Origin of the sequence: Ruegeria sp. HKCCD8929 (assembly GCF_013031405.1) — a bacterium.
GTDB lineage: Bacteria > Pseudomonadota > Alphaproteobacteria > Rhodobacterales > Rhodobacteraceae > Ruegeria.
The window spans coordinates 139,715-158,992 of the sequence record NZ_WPZY01000007.1; the positions used below are offsets into that span (position 1 = coordinate 139,715).

Consider the following 19,278-nt stretch of genomic DNA (forward strand, 5'->3'; position numbering starts at 1 on the left):
CCACCCGAGGGAGGCCGCGGCCCTCTGATCGGCTCGGGAGGCTACCGTCATCGGAGCCGCCCGCGCGGATTGCCAGTTTTACCAAGCCCGAATCACGCGTCAGGATCACAGTTCACCACGCAGATGCCAAAGCTCCGGAAACAGCTCCACCTCCAGCATCCGGCGCAGATATTGCACGCCCGAGGTGCCACCGGTGCCGCGCTTGAAGCCGATCACCCGTTCCACGGTCGTCACATGGTTGAACCGCCAGCGGCGAAAGTAATCCTCAAGATCCACCAGCTTTTCGGCTAGTTCGTAGAGATCCCAGTACCGCGCGGTGTCCTCATAAACCATCAGCCACGCCCGCTGCACCTTCGGGTCGGCAGCATGAGGGCTGTCCATCCGCCGGACCTGCGCCCCGAACGCCACCCCGGTCCGCGCCGACAGCGCATCCAGCGCCACGTGGTAGAGCGAGGGGCGCTTCAGTTCCTCCGCCAGCATCCGATGCAGTTCCGGCCGGTGCTCATGCACCTTCATCATCGCCGTATTGCGATTGCCCAGCATGTACTCGATCAGCCGATACTGATGCGACTGAAAGCCCGAGGAACTGCCAAGCGCCTCGCGGAATGTGGTGTAATCGCTGGGCGTCATCGTCCGCAGCACGTCCCAGGCCGAGTTCAGCTGATCGAAGATTCGCGCCACCCGGCTGAGCATCTTGAAGGCGGGCCGGAAATCCTCGCCCTGTTGCAGCAAGTCACGCGCCGCTGACAGCTCGTGCAGCACCAGCCGCATCCACAGCTCGCTGGTCTGGTGCTGGATGATGAAGAGCAGCTCGTCGTGGGCATCGGAGTGCAACTGATGGGTCGCAAGCAGCTCGTCCATATGCAGATAGTCGCCATAGCTCATGTCCTTGGCATAGGACATCTTGGCACCTTCCCGGCTGGGGTCATAGGCTTTGGACATCTGGTTCAATCCCTGAGTAGTTCTGATAGCAGCGCGGAGCCGGGCCTGGCCAGTTCCTCGACGACGCTGAAATGATCGTGGCCCGGATCGAAGATATTGGGCACCTGCCACACCTCGGACAGAACCCGTGTCTGGCGCACCAGTTCCGGGCGTTCGTTGGCGCCGACCCAACACGTAGCCTTTACGCCGTCACGCTTGGACAACAGCGCCGGGCTCAGCGCGGCGGCCTCCGCCGCGTCCAGACCAAGGGTCCGGTTCATTTCAGTATGCAGCAACGGGCGCAGATCGTGGATGCCGCTGACCGGAACCACCTTCTCGACCCGTTCGGGCAAAGGCCCGTCCGCGCAGGCCATACGCGCCACCAGATGACCGCCCGCGGAATGGCCGATCAGGCGGATGGGCCCCGCAACGTGCCGCGCCGCCTCTTCGATGGCGGTGCGCACCTCGTCCGCGATCCGGCTCAGCCGTGCCTCGGGCGCTAGCGTGTAGCTGGGAATGGCCAGCACCCAACCCTGCGACAGCGGCCCGGCGGCGAAATGAGACCAATAGCTCTTGTCGAGCATCTGCCAGTAACCGCCATGGATGAACACGACCAGCCCCCGCGCCTCACCTTTGGGGCGAAACAAGTCCAGCCGGTTGCGCGGGGCGTGGCCATAGGCGATGTCGATCTGTCCGCCCTGCTCGCGCCACGTGGCCGCCTCGGCCGCCCAGCGCGCGGGCAGCTCATCGGACCCGGGCACATAGCCGGAATTGTCGAACGCGTCGTCCCAGTCGATCATGCACCGCTCCTCCACCGTCAACGCTACGCTCGCGCGCCAATTACTTCAAGCCTGAAACTTTATACTTGAAATAAAATCGCCACCGCGCAACCATACCCGCACGGGCATGGGGAGGACACGAATGCGCGTTGCATGTCTGGGAGGCGGCCCGGCGGGCCTCTACTTCGCGATCTCGATGAAGCTGCGGGACCCGTCGCATGAGGTCACCGTGATCGAGCGCAACAAGGGCGACGACACCTTCGGCTGGGGCGTGGTGCTGAGCGACGACGCGCTGGAGAACCTGACCGCGAACGACCCCAAGAGCGCCGAGGCGATCCGCGCGAATTTCGCCTATTGGGACGATATCGCGGTGATCCATGACGGGCACCGCACCGTCTCGGGCGGGCACGGGTTCGCCGGGATCGGACGCAAGGCGATGCTGCTGCTGTTGCAGGATCGCGCCCGCGAGTTGGGCGTCAACCTCCAGTTTCAGACCGAGGCGCGCCCGGTGGCCGAGTATCAGGCCGAGTACGATCTGGTCGTGGCCTGCGACGGGCTGAACTCGCGCGTGCGCAGCGATCTGGCCGAGCATTTCAAACCCGATATCGACACCCGCAAGTGCAAGTTCATCTGGCTCGGCACCCATCAGAAATTCGACGACGCCTTCACCTTTATCTTCGAAAAGACCGAACATGGCTGGATGTGGATCCACGCCTACCAGTTCGACGAAGACACCGCGACGGTGACCGTGGAATGCAGTCAGGAGACCTGGGGCGCCTGGGGCTTTGAACACATGTCCAAAGAGGACAGCATCGCCACCTGCGAGCGCATCTTTGCAACGCATCTGGACGGGCACGCGCTGATGTCAAACGCCAGCCACCTGCGCGGTTCGGCGGTGTGGATGAACTTCCCCCGGGTGCTCTGCGAGACATGGCACCACCAGAACGTGGTGCTGATGGGCGACGCGGCAGCCACAGCGCATTTCTCGATCGGCTCCGGGTCGCGGCTGGCCTTCGACAGTGCGATTTCACTGGCCAATTACCTGCATTCCGAGCCGACCATGGAACAGGCGTTCCAGCGCTATCAGGACGAACGGCGGCTTGAAGTGTTGCGCCTGCAATCGGCGGCACGGAACTCGCTGGAGTGGTTCGAGCAGGTGGAACGCTATCTCGACATGGACCCGGTGCAGTTCAACTACGCGCTGCTGACCCGGTCGCAGCGGATCAGCCACGAGAACTTGCGTCTGCGGGACGGCGCATGGCTGAACGGGGCGGAGGAGTGGTTTCAGACCCGCGCGGGAGGCGCGGCGGAACCGGTGCGCGCGCCGATGTTCGCTCCGTATCGGCTGCGCGGCATGGAGCTGACGAACCGCATCGTGGTGTCCCCCATGGCGCAGTACAAGGCGGTCGAGGGCTGCCCCACCGACTGGCATCTGGTGCATCTGGGCGAGCGCGCCAAGGGCGGTGCCGGGCTGGTCTATACCGAGATGACCTGCGTCAGCCCCGAGGGCCGGATTTCGCGGGGCTGTCCGGGGCTGTATGCGCCCAAGCATGAGTCCGCGTGGCGGCGGATCGTCGATTTCGTTCACGCCGAGACACGCGCCAAGATCTGCTGCCAGATCGGCCACTCGGGCCGCAAGGGGTCGACCCAGCTGGGATGGGAGGAGATGGACGCACCGCTGGAGAGCGGCAACTGGCCGGTGATGTCAGCCTCCCCCATCCCATGGTCCGCCAAAAACCAGATCCCCCGCGAAATGGATCGGGACGACATGGACCGGGTGCGGAATCAGTTCGTTGCGGCGGCAGGGATGGCGGAACGCGCGGGCTTTGACATGATCGAAGTGCACGCCGCCCACGGCTATCTGATCTCGTCCTTCATCTCGCCGATCTCGAACCAGCGCACCGACGGTTATGGCGGCTCGCTCGACAACCGCATCCGCTATCCGCTGGAGGTCTTCGCCGCCATGCGGGCGGTCTGGCCTGCGGACAAGCCGATGTCGGTGCGCATCTCGGCCAATGACTGGGTGGGCGAGTACGGCGTGACTCCGGAAGAGGCGGTTGAGATTGCCCGCCGCTTCGGCGCTGCCGGGGCCGACATCATCGACGTCTCCGCCGGGCAGACCACGACCGAGGCTCAGCCAGTCTATGGTCGCATGTTCCAGACCCCGTTCTCGGACCGCATCCGCAACGAGGCCGGGATCGCGACCATGGCGGTGGGCAATATCTATGAGGCGGATCACGCCAACTCGATCCTGATGGCGGGCCGCGCCGACCTGATCGCCATCGCCCGCCCGCATCTGGCCGATCCCTACTGGACCCTGCACGAAGCTGCCCGGATCGGCGACCGCCACGCCGAGTGGCCCCTGCCCTATCTGGCGGGCCGGGATCAGGCCTGGCGGCTGGCGGATCGTGAGGCGGAAATGGAGATACGGGCATGACTGCGAACGCGAAACGGACCGACCGCGAACCCGACAGCAAGGCACGGCTGCGGCTCTGGCTGAAGCTGTTGAAAGTGTCCCGCGGCATCGAGGCCGACCTGCGCGAGAACCTGCGCGTCGAGTTCGCCTCGACCCTGCCGCGCTTCGACGTGATGTCGGCGCTCAGCCGTCATGGCGACGGGCTGAAGATGAGCGAGTTGTCGGGGCTGCTCAAGGTCTCGAACGGCAATGTTACTGGCATCGTCGAGCGGCTGGTGGACGAAGGCTTTGTCCTGCGCGAGGCGGTGCCGGGCGACCGCCGCGCCTCGCGCGTGCGGCTGACGCGGAAGGGGGCCGAAGAGTTTGCTCGTCAGGCTTCGGAGCATGAGAACTGGGTGGACCAGCTGCTGGGCGCGTTGGGGCCAGAAGAGGCGGCAGAGATGACCGAATGGCTGGACAGGATACTAACGGGGGGACCGGCATGAGCGAGGCGACACATTTCCAGTGCGAGGTCAGCGACGGCATCGCCCGCATTGTGTTGGACCGGCCCGAACGCAAGAACCCACTGACCTTCGACAGTTATGCCGAGCTGCGTGACTGGTTCCGCGACCTGCATTACCGCGAGGATGTGAAGGCGGTGGTCTTTGCGTCGAACGGCGGCAATTTCAGCTCGGGCGGGGATGTGCATGACATCATCGGGCCACTGACGCGCGTGACCGTGAAAGAGCTGCTGGCCTTCACCCGGATGACCGGCGATCTGGTCAAGGCGATGGTGAATTGCGGCAAGCCGGTGATCGCTGCGATCGACGGCATCTGCGCGGGCGCCGGCGCAATCATCGCCATGGCCTCGGACCTGCGGATCGCCACACCCGAGGCCAAGGTGGCGTTCCTGTTCACCCGCGTCGGGCTTGCCGGCTGCGACATGGGCGCCTGCGCCATTCTGCCCCGGATCGTCGGCCAGGGCCGCGCGGCGGAACTGCTGTTCACCGGCCGGTCGATGAGTGCAGAAGAAGGGCAGGCTTGGGGCTTTCACAATCGGTTGGTTTCGGGCGCTGAATTGGACGGCGCCGCACGGGAGATGGCGGCGCAGCTGGTGGCGGGGCCGAATTTTGCTCACATGATGACCAAGACCATGCTGGCGCAGGAATGGTCGATGTCGATCGAACAGGCCATCGAGGCCGAGGCGCAGGCGCAGGCGCTTTGCATGCAGACCGGCGATTTCGAGCGAGCCTACACGGCTTTTGTCGCCAAGGAACGGCCTGTGTTCGACGGGGATTGAACCGATGATCTTGCGAATATGGCAAGCTGCGGGAGCCTCCGGCGGGAGTATTTGGGAAAAGATGAAGGGAGGGAGCCGCGCATGCCTGACCGCAGTTTCCTGAACTGGCCATTCTTCGAGGACCGGCATCGCGCCTTGGCAGCGGAGTTAGAACAGTGGTGTGCGGTGTATCTGGAGGTGGATCATGCGGATGTGGACGCGGCCTGCCGCGCGCTGGTTCGGGATCTGGGCGATGCGGGTTGTTTGCAGCATACCGGCGGCGCGCTGGATGTCCGCACGTTGTGCCTGATCCGCGAGACGCTGGCGCGGCATGACGGGCTGGCGGATTTCGCCTTTGCCATGCAGGGGCTGGGGACCGGTGCGATATCGCTGTTCGGGACGGCGGAACAGCAGGCGGAGTGGTTGCCCCGCACCCGGTCCGGCGCGGCGATTGCGGCCTTTGCGCTGACCGAGCCGCAATCGGGTTCGGATGTGGCGAACTCGACGATGACGGCGGCGCAGGACGGCGATGACTATGTGCTGAACGGTGAGAAGACCTGGATTTCGAATGGTGGCATTGCCGATGTCTACACCCTCTTCGCCCGCACCGGTGAGGGGCCGGGCGCGAAAGGGCTGAGCGCCTTTGTCATTCCCACCGGCTTACCGGGGTTCGAGGTGGTCGAGCGGCTTGAGGTGATGGCACCGCACCCGCTGGCCCGGTTGCGGTTCACCGATATGCGGGTGCCGCGCTCGGCGCTGCTGGGGGCGGCAGGCGAAGGGTTCAAGGTGGCGATGGCCACGCTCGACGTATTCCGCTCGACCGTGGCGGCGGCGGCGTTGGGATTTGCGCGGCGGGCGCTGGATGAGGCGCTGGCGCGGGTCGCAGAACGGCAGATCGGCGGCGCGGCGCTGTTCGATCTGCAGATGGTGCAAGGCCATATCGCCGACATGGCGGTGGATGTGGACGCCAGCGCCCTACTCACCTACCGCGCCGCCTGGGCCAAGGACATGGGCGCCGCGCGGGTCAGCCGCGAGGCGGCGATGGCCAAGCTCTACTCGACCGATCAGGCGCAGCGGGTCATCGACAACGCGGTGCAGCTCTTCGGCGGCGACGGGGTCCGGCGCGGCGAAAAGGTCGAGGAGCTTTACCGCGATATCAGGGCGTTACGCATCTACGAAGGCGCATCCGACGTGCAGCGCGTCGTCATCGCGCGGCAGACCATGGGGGCGTTTCAGGGAGGAGGTTGAACCATGCTGGGACCAACGGCACATGTGGACACGTTCGCGCGGGACAATCTGCCTCCGCCCGATCTGATGCCGGATTTTCTGCTGGACGGGTTCGAGTACCCTGAGCGGCTGAACGTGGGGGTCGAACTGACCGACGCCATGGTCGGCAAGGGCTATGGCGATCACACCGCCCTGATCGGCAACGGGCGGCGGCGCACCTACAAGGAGCTGTCGGACTGGACCAACCGTCTGGCCCATGTGCTGGTCGAGGATCTGGGGGTGAAACCCGGTAACCGGGTGCTGATCCGGTCGGCCAACAACCCCGCCATGGTCGCCTGCTGGCTGGCCGCCACCAAGGCGGGTGCGGTGGTGATCAACACCATGCCCATGCTTCGGACGCGAGAGCTGACCCAGATCGTCGATAAGGCGCAGATCACGCACGCACTCTGCGACACGCGGTTGATGGAAGAACTGGTGAGATGCGCCAAGGCCTCGGACCACCTGAAATCCGTGGTGGGGTTCGACGGCACCTCGAACCACGATGCCGAACTGGACCGTCTGGCGTTGGAGAAACCGGTCCTGTTCGATGCGGTCGAGACCGGGCGGGACGACGTGGCGCTCTTGGGCTTTACCTCGGGCACCACCGGAGAGCCCAAGGCCACGATGCATTTCCATCGCGACCTGATGATCATCGCCGACGGCTACGCGCAGGAGGTTCTGGGCGTGACCGAGGCGGACGTGTTTGTCGGTTCCCCGCCGCTGGCCTTTACCTTCGGGTTGGGCGGGCTGGCGGTCTTCCCCTTGCGCTTCGGCGCCGCCGCGACGCTGCTGGAACAGGCCTCGCCGCCAAACATGGTCGAGATCATCGAGACCTACAAAGCCACCGTCTGTTTCACCGCCCCCACCGCCTATCGCTTCATGTTGCAGGCGATGGATGAGGGTGCAGACCTGAGTTCCCTGCGCGCCGCGGTGTCGGCGGGCGAGACCCTTCCCGCGCCGGTCTATGACGAATGGATGGAGAAGACCGGCAAGCCGATGCTCGACGGGATCGGCGCCACGGAACTGCTGCACATCTTCATCTCGAACCGCTTCGACGACCACCGCCCGGCCTGCACCGGCAAACCGGTTACAGGCTATGAGGTCCGGATACTGGACGATGACGGCAACGAGGCCCCACGCGGCGAGGTTGGCAAGCTGGCGGTGCGCGGGCCCACCGGCTGCCGCTATCTGGCCGATGACCGGCAGGCGGAGTATGTGCGCGATGGCTGGAACGTCACCGGCGACAGTTTCATGATGGATGAGGGCGGGTACCTGCATTTCGCCGCCCGCAGCGACGACATGATCGTCTCCTCGGGCTACAACATCGCGGGGCCGGAGGTCGAGGCCGCCTTGCTCGCCCACCCCGCCGTCGCCGAATGCGGCGTGATCGGTGCGCCGGACGAGGCGCGCGGCCAGATCGTCGAGGCGCATGTGGTGCTGGCTGAGGGGCACGCAGGCGACGCGTTGATGATCAAGATCCTGCAGGACCACGTCAAAGCCACCATCGCCCCCTACAAATACCCCCGCAGCATCAGGTTCATTACCGAACTGCCCAAAACCCAGACCGGCAAGATCCAGCGCTTTCGCCTGCGCGCGGATGAGACCTGAGCGGAGACAGATATGGCACATGAGATCATTCAACCCGACGGCTGGGCCCCGGCAAAAGGATATGCCAACGGCGTGCTGACCGGGGATGGGCAGCTATTCGTCGGCGGGCAGATCGGCTGGAACGCGCAGCAAGTCTTCGAAACCCACGACTTCATCGGCCAGATGGAGCAGGCACTGCGTAATATCCTCGATGTGGTCGAGGCCGCCGGGGGCCGGGCCGAGCATATCACCCGCCTCACCTGGTATGTCACCGACAAACGCGAATACCTCGCCCGCCAGTCCGAGATCGGCGCCGCCTACCGCCGGATCATTGGCCGCCATTTCCCCGCCATGGCCATGGTGGTGGTCGCGGGCCTGATCGAGGACGAGGCGCTGGTCGAGATCGAGGCAACCGCGGTGATAAGCTGACGCGTCGCCACGTGAGACAGATGCCATGACCAACTCATGCGACCGCGCAAATATCGATGCGATACATTTCGGATCAAATCTCGGAGTTCTCCGCACATTCGCAAATTGGCCGCTCTCGACGACATATCAGGTACTCGGGGGTCTGGTTGCAGTGAGTTACTGGGGCAGGGCATGGTTCAATGAAACCAGCCAATTGAAAACGGATTGTATGTCTTTCCGGGGTCGGGCTCCTGCCCGCAGCTCGGCGAAATACCCATGGGTCGGGGCGATCTTCTCGTCAAACAGCCGAACGATCCGTCCATCCCTCAGGTCTTGCTCGATCAGCGGCAGCCAGCCAACAATGGCGCCCTGCCCCTCGGCGGCGCCTCGCAGCATGACATTGGCATCCTCAAAGAGCGCACCGCGCAAAGCTTCGGAGGGTTTCACACCCTGGGCCGAGAACCAGTCGAGCCAGCCCCAGTGATTGCGTTGGTGCAGAATGGGCGCCGATAGCAGGTCGCCGGGGTCAGCGAAGGGGCCATGCCGCTTGACGAAAGCGGGGCTCGCCACTGCGACGGGCTCAAGCTCAAGCAGCTTGGTGGCATTCGCCGGCATGTCCTGCACCCGCTCCCACCGGATCACGATATCGGCGGACCCGGTTGCTAGATCGCCGGGCCGGTAGGACGGAAGAAACTCAAGCTCAAGGTCCGGGTGACGTTGCCAGAATTCGCCGATGCGCGGCATCAGCCAGCGCGCGGTGAAAATGGGCCCCGCAGCGATACGGACGACCTTTCGCGGTGCCTCGCGGAGAGCGTCAACAGCCCCCTCCAGCAGCCCGAACGCCTGCCGGGTCGCCTCTGAAAGCTTCTTGCCGTCTTCGGTCAATACAACGGTGCGCCCTGTCCGGTCGAAAAGGCGCCGTCCAAGCTGCTGTTCGAGGCCGCGTATGTGATGGCTGATGGCAGTTGCGCTGACCGACAGCAGTTCGGCTGCCGCCCTAAAACTGCCCAGCCGGGCGGCCGCATCAAATGCACGCAGGGCAGGCAGGGAAGGAAGCATTACGGAATATCCATGAATTTTTCTCATCATTTGTCGAGAAAAATGCCTTTGTAAATAGGGCCGTTTCCGAGGAGCCTGGCTTGAGTAAATTCGATCCGAGGCAATCATGCCGAACCCCGTCACCCGGCGAGGACGCAAAAACCGCGCCAACGCGGCAGCTCAGCCGGATGCAAACCCGCCGGTCTGGCCCGGGGTTGTCGGCGGCCGGTTCAAACCGCTGTCGGATGATGAAGTCGCGTTGGTCGAGGAAGCCGCGTTTGGATTGCTCGAAACTTTGGGGCTGAGCCAGGCAACCGAATCCATGGTCGATAAGGTTACTGCCGCCGGGGGCAGAGTGACCGACGACAGACGCCTGCTGTTTCCGAGAAACCTGGTTCGAAAAACCATCGCCAACGCGCGGCGGGATTTCACCCTGTGCGGCCAGACCCCTGAACATGATCTGCAAATCGAAGGGGCACGGGTACACATGTCGACTGGAGGCGCGGCCCCCGGTGTCTTTGATCTGGATACCGGGGCCTACCGGGACTCATCGTTGCAGGATCTCTACGATGCCGCCCGCATCACCGACCGGATGGAGAACATCCATCATTTCAGCCGTTCGGTCGTGGCTCGCGACCTGCCCGACAACGCGGCGATGGACATCAACACCGCCTATGCCTGTCTGATGGGCACGTCGAAGCATGTCTCGATCTCGATCACCGAACCTGCCAATGTTGTCGATGTCGCGGCGCTCTGCTACCGGATCGCAGGGGGCGAGACGGCGTTCCGGGCGCGGCCCTTCCTGACAGTCATGGTCTGTCATGTGGTGCCGCCAATGCGCTTCGCCAAAGAGGCCTGCGACGTGCTTGAAACGGCCATTCGTGCGGGTTTTCCGGTGCAACTGATCAGCGCCGGACAGGCCGGAGCGACCAGCCCCGCAACCATTGCCGGTTCACTGGTGCAGGCGGTGGCCGAAACACTGGCCGGGCTGGTCTTTGCGCGACTGGTCGACCCTGAGGTGCGGGCCATTTTTGCGCCCAAGCCGCTGGTTGCGGATCTGCGGACCGGATCGATGTGCGGGGGCGGCGGCGAACAGGCGATCCTCATGGCGGGTGCTGCGCAGATGGGGCGCCATTGGAACCTGCCCACCAGTTCCATCGCGGGGATCACCGATGCCAAGACGCTGGATGCGCAATACGGCTCGGAAAAGGCGCTGGCGGTGGCAATGGCGGCCCATGCGGGCGCTAACCTGATCACGCAGGCGGCGGGCATGATGTCAAGCCTTTTAGGCGTCAGCCACGCCGCCTATGTGGCGGATAACGACATGTTAGGGAACATCCTGCGCACTGTGCGCGGGGTCGAAGCCACACCCCAGAACATTGCCGCCGACGTCATCGCGGGCGTGTGCAGGGGCGAAGGTCACTACCTGGGCCAGCAGCACACGTTCGAGCGCATGAAAGCCGACTATTTCTACCCGAATGTCGGGGATCGGCGCGCGCCGGGGGATTGGGAGGCCGGCGGGGCTCATACGGTCGGAGACGCGGCGCGCGACCGGGCGAAAGAGATCCTCGCCAACCATTTCCCCGCGCATATCGACGACGACACGGACCGCGCATTGCGGGCCCGGTTCGACATCCGCCTGAGCCGGAACCAGATCGGGAGGGCAAGCGGATGACCCCATTGCGCGACACCACCGGAAACACCGACTGGACGGCCCGGGCCCGCGCCGTGATCCCCGGCGGCGCCAGTCACGAATTCCGCTACCGCCAGCCACACGCGATCTTTTTCACCCGGGCGAAGGGCGCCGAAAAATGGGACGTGGAAGGCAAGCGCTATATCGATTTCAAGCTGGGCGCGGCGAGCCAGATATTGGGCCATGCGCATCCCGAGATCGCCGAGGCCGTGGCGCGGCAGATGCATCAGATGCCCTATACCGGCGATTGCCATCCGCTTGAGGTCGAATGGGCCGAATGGCTATGCCGCCTGTTTCCCTCGGCCGAGCGGGTGCGTTTCACCGGATCGGGTAGCGAGGCAACCATGCTGGCGCTGCGGGTCGCCCGGGCCCACAGCGGCAAGGACAAAGTGCTGCGGATCGACGGGCATTTCCACGGCTGGCACGACCTGTTGCTGGCCGGGGCGAAGCCAGGCACCGACGCCCCGCCCTCGCTGGGCGTACCGCTGGCAATGTCCGATCTGACCGTGGTCGCACCGCCCGATCTTGTTCAGATCGGCGAAATTTTGGCGCAAGACACCGGCATCGGCACGATCTTCGTCGAAGCGTCGGGCGCAAACTATGGCTCCGTCCCTCTGCCCGACGGGTTCCTGCAGGGCATCCGCCGCCTCGCGGACGACCTCGACCGGGTGCTGGTCTTTGACGAGGTCATCACCGGCCTGCGCTGGTCGCCCGGCGGTCGGCAGGCGCGCGATGGGGTGGTGCCGGACCTCACCGCGCTGGCCAAGATCACCACCGGCGGGTTGCCCGGCGGCGCGCTGGTCGGGAAGGCCGAACTGATGGAGCTTCTGAGCCCGCTCAAGGCGCGCGACGGGCTCAGCCCCCCGGTCAGCCACAAGGGCACGTTCAACGCAGCACCAATGGTGGCCGCCGGGGCGATCCGCGCGATGGAAATTCTGTCAACCGGCGAGGTGCAGGCGCATGCGGACGCCATGGCCGCCCGGCTGCGCGACGGCTTCAACGGTGTTTTTACCCGCCACGGCCTTGCCGCAACGGCCTATGGCGACAGCTCTACCTGCCACCTCTATTTCGGCGGCCCCTCGGTCGCCGGGCTGGATGCCGCCACGATCCGCAAGGTGCCGCCCGGGCTGATCAAGGGGCTGAAGGACGGGTTGCTGGAATGGGGGGTCGATTTTATGTCCCACACCTCTTGCGTCACCGGGCTGCCGCACACACCGGACCTCGTGGACGAAGCGGTGGCCGCCTTTGACGCCGTGATCGGCGACCTGATCCACAACGGGGTGCTCGCATGACCCTGCCCACCCATGCCCGTACCGTCGTCATCGGAGGCGGCGTCATCGGCTGTTCCATCGCCTACCACCTCGCCCGTGAAGGGCGGCAGGATATCGTGGTTCTGGAACGCTCGAAACTGACCAGCGGCACCACCTGGCATGCCGCTGGCCTGGTGCGCCGCCTACGCCCCTCGGCCACGCTGACCAAGCTCATCAGCTACTCGATCGACCTCTATGGCGCGTTGGAGGACGAGACCGGGCAGGCCACCGGCTGGGTCCAGACCGGATCGCTAACGCTGGCCACCAACCCGGACCGGCTGACCAACATCAAGCGGCAGGTCAGCCTGGGCCGCGCCTTCGGGCTTGAGGCCGAAGTGGTCGATGCGGGCCGGGCCAGGGAGCTCTGGCCCCTGATCGAAACGGATGACGTTATCGGCGCGGTCTGGTCGCCCGCGGATGGCCGGGTGAACCCGTCCGACGTGGCGCTGGCTCTGTCGAAGGGAGCGAAGGCGCGTGGCGTGCGGTTCTTTGAGGACACACGCGTGACCGGGCTGCGCAAGACGGGCGGGCGGATCAGCGGTGTCGAGGTGGGCTCGCATCTGATCGAGGCCGAGGAAGTGGTGATCGCCTGCGGGCTCTGGTCTCGCGAGGTCGCGGCGATGGCCGGCGCCCACATGCCGCTTTATGCCTGCGAGCACTTCTACATCCTGACCAAGCCACTGGCGGAGGTGCAGGCACTGGGCAAGGGCGCCCATCTACCGACGCTCAACGATCAGGATGCCTTCCTATATGCTCGCGACGATGTCGAGGGTTTGCTGGTGGGCAGCTTCGAACCCCACGCCAAGGGCCTGCCGCTCGACCGCCTGCCCGCCGATTTCAGCTTTGACCTGCTGGACGAGGACTGGGATCACTTCATACCGATGATGGAAAACGCGCTGCACCGCATCCCGGCGCTGGAGCGGGCCGAGGTACGGATGCTGCTGAACGGGCCGGAAAGCTTCACGCTCGACAGCCAGTTCATGATGGGTGAAAGCCCAGAGGTGCCGGGATTGTTCCTGATGGGTGGCATGAACTCCACCGGGATCGCCCTAGCCGGTGGCGCGGGCCGGGCGATGGCCGAATGGATCATTGCGGGCGAGCCGACGATGGAACTGGCCGAGGCCGATATCCGCCGCTTCGGTCCCGAGATGAACGTGCTGGCCGCGCTCGATGCGCGTATCCCCGAGGTATTGGGCCGCCACTACGACAACCCGTATCCGGGCCGGGCGATGGAAACCGCGCGGGGACAGCGCCGTTCGCCCATCCACAACGCGCTGGTGGCCGCCGGGGCCCGGTTCGAGGCCCGCGGCGGCTGGGAAAGGGCGGTGCACTTTGGCGGCGCGGCAGTGCATCTGCCACTGACCTTTGGAGTGCCTAAATGGCGGGAACAGGTGGGGCGCGAAGTTGAGGCTTGCCGCAATGGCGCGGCCATTCTGGACCAATCCGCCTTTGGCAAGATCTGGGTGCAGGGGCCGGATGCCTGCGCCTTTCTCAACCGCCTCTGTACCGCGCAGATGGACACTGCAGTGGGCCGGATCGCCTACACCCAGATCCTCAACGCGCGCGGTGGCATCGAAAGCGACCTCACCGTTCAGCGGCGTGGCCCCGAGACCTATCTGATGATCGTTGGCGGCGGAGAGGTCGTGCGGGATCTCAAGCGGATGCGCGAGACCAAGGGCGATTTCCGGGTGGAATTCACCGACGTGACCAGCGGTTACGCGATCCTCGGACTGGCGGGTGCAAGGGCGCATGAGGTGCTGCAAGCGTGTTCGAACACGCTTGTGCCCCAACTCAAACACTTCCACTTCGCCCCGGTCGAGATCGGCCTTGCCTGCGGCTGGGCCGGTCGGCTGTCGTTTACGGGCGAGGAGGGGTATGAGCTGTACATTCCCGCAGATATGGCGATGGCCGCACATGAGGCGCTGGTCGCGGCGGGGGCGACCAATGCGGGGCTCTACGCGTCCGGCAGCTTGCGCATCGAAAGCGGGTTTCGGGCCTTCGGGCATGAACTCTCACCCGGAACCACCCCGTTCGAGGCTGGTCTGGAGGCGTTTTGTGCCTGGGGCACCGGCTTTGTAGGTGAGGTCGCGCTGTGCCATCTGTCGGGGGAAAGCGGTTTGGAAACCGCTTTTCAAGAGCCTTCGAAGGCTCTTGATCAAGGCGTTTCGAAACGCCTTGGCGCGGGACGTTGGATCGTTTCGCTCCTGTTCGACGACCCGGATGCGATCCCTATTCATGATGAGCCGGTCTGGTTCGATGGCCGCGTGGTAGGCCAGATCACCTCGGCCGCGTGGAGCTACCGCTTTGGCCGCTCGGTCGCCTTGGCCATGGTCGACGCACCGCTCAACCGGCTTGCCTGCGAACCGGTCGTGGACGGGTTCGAGATTGAAATCGCCTGCACCCGGTTCACCGCCCGCGCCTCACTGAAACCCGCCAAGGAGGCGTTTGCATGAGCGACACCACCCGCAACACGCAAGTCGCTATCATCGGGGGCGGCATCATGGGCGTCGCCGCGCAGTTTCAGCTGGCCGAAAACGGCTGGACCGATACGATCCTCTTTGAAAAGGCGGAGCTGACCAGCGGCTCGACCTGGCATGCCGCAGGTCAAATCGCCCACGCCGTCGGCAGTCGCATCATGGGTTGGATCAACAAGACCTCGATTGAGACTTACAAGCGGGTCGAGGCCGAAACGGGTCAGTCCATCGGCTGGCACGAGGTCGGCGGCTTCCGCATCGCCACCACCGATGATGAGGTCGACTGGATGAAATCGATCATGGGCGTGGGCCGCTTGCTCGATCTGCCGATGGAGCTTGTGGGGCCGGAAGAGGTAGCCAAAGGCAACCCGTTCTACAAGGTCGATGACGTCAAAGCTGCCGTGCAGACCTTCGAAGACGGTCACATCGACCCTTCAGGCGTGACGATGGCTCTGGCGGCGGCGGCCCGGGCGCGCGGGGCCCGGATCGAACGGCGCAACCGTGTGACGGGCGCCAGCCGCAACGGCAATGCCTGGCTTCTGCGCACTGAGCAGGGCGATGTGCTGGCCGAACATGTGGTGATCGCCGCAGGATCCTATGCCAATCAGGTCGGAGAATGGTTCGGATTGAAAATCCCGTCCGTCTCCTGCCTGCACCACTACCTCGTCACCGACACCGTGCCGGAATTCGCTGGTCGCCCCGAGCTTCCGGTGGTGCGCGACAACGCCTTTGGCGGCTATATCCGGCAGGAACAGCAATCCGGGCTGATCGGCATCTACGAAGATCATCGCTGCCCCACCGTGTGGGAAATGCCCAAAGGCGCGCCATGGGCCGCTGAGAATGAGCTGTTCGACGCCGATTACGACTCGATTGGCGATTTCCTGATGGTGGCCTTTGGCAAGATGCCGATCCTCGCCGATCTCGGAATCAAGCGCGTCGTGCGCGGGGCGATCACCCACACGCCCGATGGCGGCATGCTGGTGGGACCCTCCGGGGCGCCCAATGTGTGGCTGGCCTGCGGGTCGTCCATCGGGCTGGCCTGGGGCGGTGGCGCGGGCAAGGTGCTGGCCGACTGGATGGTGCATGGCGAGACGCCGATCAATACTCGCTCCCTCGACCCGCGCCGCCATGGCGATTTCGCGACCGACGCGTTCATCGTCGAGCGTACCCGGGACGAGTTCATGCGCCGCCATGACACGCCATGCCCCGGCAAGCAGTTCGCAAGCCTGAGGCCGGTCAGGCGCCACCCGCTCTATGACCGGCTGGCCGCCAAGGGCGCCGTGTTCGGAGAGATCGCCGGCTGGGAACGCCCGCGCTATTTCGGCGCGGTGGGCGAGGTCGAACAGATCGGCTGGGGGCGTCAGCCCTGGCACGAGAACGCAAAGGCCGAGGCCATGGCAACCCGCCGCGCGGCAGGCGTGATCGACCTCTGCGCCTTCGCCCAGTTCGAGATCACGGGTAGGGATGCGGGCCGTCTGCTCGGCCGGCTTTCGGCGAACCGCATCCCGCGCAAGGACGGTCGGATCAGCCTCAACCACCTGCTGACCGAACGGGGCCGGTTCGAGACCGAAATCACAATCTGGCGCGTAGACGAAAACCGCTATTTCACTGGCTCGGCCATCACTCGCGCGGGGCCGGATTTCGACTGGATCCGCGCGCATATCCGAACCGGCGAGGATGTGACGATGATCAACCGCAGCGCCAATTGGGGCATGCTGGCCTTGTCCGGCCCGGCCTCACGCCGCATCCTGCGCGATCTGACCGATGCCGATCTCTCCAACGCGGCCTTTCCGTGGCTGTCGGGGCAGGAAATCGAGGTGGCGGGGGTGCCCTGTTACGCCCTGCGGGTCTCATTCGTGGGCGAGCTCGGCTGGGAGCTGCACGCGCCGCTCGACCGCATCGCCGAGCTTTATGACGCCCTCTTCGCGGCTGGTGAAAAGCACGGGTTAACCGATCTGGGCTCTTACGCTTTCAACGGCATGCGAATGGAAAAGGCCTATCGCGCCAGCGCCGAGCTGACCACCGATATAGGGCCGTTCGACGTCGGCCTTGACCGGTTCGTTGTGACCGACGGGCGCGACTTTGTCGGGAAGGAAACGCTTCTGTCCGGCGCACCGGAATGGGAGTTGCTCTATGCCGAACTGCACGCCGAAGGGATCGACATTCACGGGGGCGAACCGGTCCTGCTGGGGGATAAGGTTGTCGGGCTAACCACTTCGGGCGGGTATGGTTACACGGTCGGCAAATCGCTCGGCTGGCTGTTTGTCCGCAAGGGCACCTCGCGCGACAGGTTGGCCGTGCAAATCCTCAACGCCACCCACCCTGTAACCATCCACGACACCGCGCTGTTTGACCCCGAGAACCTGCGCCCGAGATCCGAGGAGTGACCATATGACCATGATCAACGGAGGTGAGGCCGTCTACCGCGTCCTCAAGGCCAACGGAATCGACACGGTGTTCGGCCTGCTCGGCGGTTCAATGCTCGAGCTTTACGATGCCATGCACAAGGGCGGCGAGATCGCCTATGTCGGCGCTCGGGATGAGCGCGCAGCGGGTCACATGGCGGATGCCTGGGCGCGGATGACCGGCAAACCGGGCGTCGTCCTGGGCGCGCAGGCGGGTCCCGGTGTCGTCAACATCGTCACCGCCGTGGCCGAGGCGCATCTGGCCTACTCGCCGCTGGTGGTCATCGCCGGGGCGATCACGCGGGCCGATCAGGCCAAGGACACCTTTCAAGAGGTCGATCAGGTCGCGCTGTTTCAGCCTATCTGCAAGCGCTCGGTCATGGTGACCGACCCCGTGCGGCTTGTGCCAATGCTGGAGGATGCGATCCGGCTGGCCAATTCGGGACGCCGCGGGCCTGTCGTGCTGCACGTGCCGCGCGATATCTTTGCGGCTGACATGCCCGCCGTGGACCCTCAACCGGTCAGGATCGCCCGCCCGGGACCGGCGGCGCCGGAAGATATGGCGGCCATCGCGTCCCTCCTCGGCGCCGCGCAGCGCCCGGTCATCTTCGCCGGGGCCGGGTTCAAATGGGGGCATGGCCGCAACGTGCTCATCGCACTGGCCGACGCGCTGGAAGTTCCGGTCGTGGCCTCGACCGGTCATGCCGACGTGATGCCGCACCGCCATCCATGGTTCGCCGGACAGGCCGGGCCGCGCGGCAACCGGGTGGCCAGCAAACTGACGAAAGAGGCCGATGTCATGGTCGTGCTCGGGGCGCGGCTGGGGTTCAACTCGACCTTTCATTCGAACGACTATGTGGGAGCGCGCACCCGGATTGCCCATGTCGATATCGAAGGCTCTGCCGTGGGCCGTTACTTCCCCGCCGAAATCGCGGCGCAGGGGGATGCGCGCCTGACGGCGGAAGCACTGCGCGAGATCACTCCAAGGCCCGATTGCGACGACTGGCGCAAGAGCTTTCAAGCAGACATGGAGGACCTATGGGCGGAGCGCGCCGAAGAAGGCCGGAGCGACACCCTGCCGCTGCACCCGCGCCGGGCGCTGGCCGAGATACGGGGCGCCCTGCCCGAGGATGCCATCGTCACGCTGGACACCGGCAACACCTGCCTGCAGGCCGCCGACCGGCTGGCCCACTACGCGCCGCTGTCCCTGATCACCCCGCTCGATTTCGGGCTTGTCGGCTTCGGCCTCGCTGCCGCTATCGGCGCCAAGGCCGCCAGCCCGGACCGCCCGGTTGTGGCGATCATGGGCGACGGCGCCATAGGCTATACGATGATCGAGATTCAGACCGCCGTTTCGCACAATCTGCCGGTGGTTATCGTCGTACTCGACAATCAGGCCTGGGGCGCCGAGAAGGCCTATCAGCAGGAGTTTTTTGGCGGCCGCCTTCTGGGCGCCGAAATCCGCTCGCCCCGCTTCGACCACTTCGCCGAAAGCTGCGGTGGCAAGGGCATTTGGGTGGACGGCCCGGGCGATATGGCCCCGGCCCTCAAAGGGGCGCTGGACAGCGGACAGACTGCCGTCATTCAGGCCCGGATCGACCCCGGCGCACTGATGACCCTGCGCAAGGACCTATTCAAGGCAACGCGAAAGGAGTGACCCCAAGCCAGTCTGGGACACGATCATCGTCGGGGTGACCTCACGCTTGGCCGATATTTGCGCCGG

Annotated in this window: 14 protein-coding genes; 11 read left to right on the plus strand and 3 right to left on the minus strand. The window is 65.0% G+C overall.

Annotation, left to right across the window (positions count from 1 at the left end; translation table 11 throughout):
* Nucleotides 1–105: 105 nt before the first annotated feature.
* Together GOX53_RS13080 and GOX53_RS13085 are read right to left on the minus strand one after the other, a co-directional pair.
* The gene (locus GOX53_RS13080; protein WP_171177008.1) at nt 106–942 is read right to left on the minus strand and encodes a tryptophan 2,3-dioxygenase; all 837 of its coding nucleotides are present in this window, start codon (nt 940–942) and stop codon (nt 106–108) included.
* A gap of 5 nt (nt 943–947) precedes the next feature.
* Nucleotides 948–1,721 carry an alpha/beta hydrolase gene (locus GOX53_RS13085; protein WP_171177010.1) on the minus strand — a complete coding sequence of 258 codons (774 nt, stop codon included), beginning with the start codon at nt 1,719–1,721 and terminating at the stop codon, nt 948–950.
* 121 nt (nt 1,722–1,842) lie between these two features.
* On the opposite strand from GOX53_RS13085, the gene GOX53_RS13090 reads away from it, so the two are divergent.
* The 6 genes from GOX53_RS13090 to GOX53_RS13115 all read left to right on the plus strand — a co-directional run bounded on the left by GOX53_RS13090 (nt 1,843) and on the right by GOX53_RS13115 (nt 8,656).
* The gene (locus GOX53_RS13090; RefSeq protein WP_171177012.1) at nt 1,843–4,137 is read left to right on the plus strand and encodes a bifunctional salicylyl-CoA 5-hydroxylase/oxidoreductase; all 2,295 of its coding nucleotides are present in this window, start codon (nt 1,843–1,845) and stop codon (nt 4,135–4,137) included.
* Entirely contained in the window at nt 4,134–4,601 is a 468-nt protein-coding gene (locus GOX53_RS13095) for a MarR family winged helix-turn-helix transcriptional regulator (protein WP_171177014.1), read from the plus strand. The genes GOX53_RS13090 and GOX53_RS13095 overlap by 4 nt, the downstream gene beginning before the upstream one ends.
* On the plus strand, nt 4,598–5,395 hold the full coding sequence (locus GOX53_RS13100; protein ID WP_171177016.1) for an enoyl-CoA hydratase family protein: 798 nt from the start codon (nt 4,598–4,600) through the stop codon (nt 5,393–5,395). Before GOX53_RS13095 ends, GOX53_RS13100 begins: the two co-directional genes overlap by 4 nt.
* Before the next feature lie 81 nt (nt 5,396–5,476).
* Entirely contained in the window at nt 5,477–6,622 is a 1,146-nt protein-coding gene (locus GOX53_RS13105; RefSeq protein ID WP_171177018.1) for an acyl-CoA dehydrogenase family protein, read from the plus strand.
* Nucleotides 6,623–6,625: 3 nt separating this feature from the next.
* Entirely contained in the window at nt 6,626–8,248 is a 1,623-nt protein-coding gene (locus GOX53_RS13110) for an AMP-binding protein (protein ID WP_171177020.1), read from the plus strand.
* 12 nt (nt 8,249–8,260) lie between these two features.
* Complete coding sequence (locus GOX53_RS13115; protein ID WP_171177022.1) at nt 8,261–8,656, plus strand: RidA family protein; 396 nt, start codon at nt 8,261–8,263, stop codon at nt 8,654–8,656.
* 156 nt (nt 8,657–8,812) lie between these two features.
* Here the strand turns inward: GOX53_RS13115 and GOX53_RS13120 are convergent, their stop codons facing one another.
* Nucleotides 8,813–9,694 (minus strand): LysR substrate-binding domain-containing protein, encoded by an 882-nt coding sequence (locus tag GOX53_RS13120; RefSeq protein ID WP_171177023.1) that lies wholly within the window; start codon nt 9,692–9,694, stop codon nt 8,813–8,815.
* 106 nt (nt 9,695–9,800) lie between these two features.
* Here GOX53_RS13120 and GOX53_RS13125 point away from each other — a divergent pair, with 106 nt between their 5' ends.
* From GOX53_RS13125 to GOX53_RS13145, 5 genes are read left to right on the plus strand one after another with little or no spacing between them, the layout of a single operon-like run.
* Entirely contained in the window at nt 9,801–11,348 is a 1,548-nt protein-coding gene (locus GOX53_RS13125) for a trimethylamine methyltransferase family protein (protein WP_171177024.1), read from the plus strand.
* Entirely contained in the window at nt 11,345–12,658 is a 1,314-nt protein-coding gene (locus GOX53_RS13130; protein ID WP_171177025.1) for an aspartate aminotransferase family protein, read from the plus strand. The genes GOX53_RS13125 and GOX53_RS13130 overlap by 4 nt, the downstream gene beginning before the upstream one ends.
* The gene (locus tag GOX53_RS13135; RefSeq protein ID WP_171177026.1) at nt 12,655–15,129 is read left to right on the plus strand and encodes an FAD-dependent oxidoreductase; all 2,475 of its coding nucleotides are present in this window, start codon (nt 12,655–12,657) and stop codon (nt 15,127–15,129) included. The genes GOX53_RS13130 and GOX53_RS13135 overlap by 4 nt, the downstream gene beginning before the upstream one ends.
* Entirely contained in the window at nt 15,126–17,537 is a 2,412-nt protein-coding gene (locus GOX53_RS13140) for an FAD-dependent oxidoreductase (protein ID WP_171177027.1), read from the plus strand. Before GOX53_RS13135 ends, GOX53_RS13140 begins: the two co-directional genes overlap by 4 nt.
* Nucleotides 17,538–17,541: 4 nt before the next feature.
* On the plus strand, nt 17,542–19,212 hold the full coding sequence (locus GOX53_RS13145; protein WP_171177028.1) for a thiamine pyrophosphate-binding protein: 1,671 nt from the start codon (nt 17,542–17,544) through the stop codon (nt 19,210–19,212).
* Nucleotides 19,213–19,278: the final 66 nt, after the last annotated feature.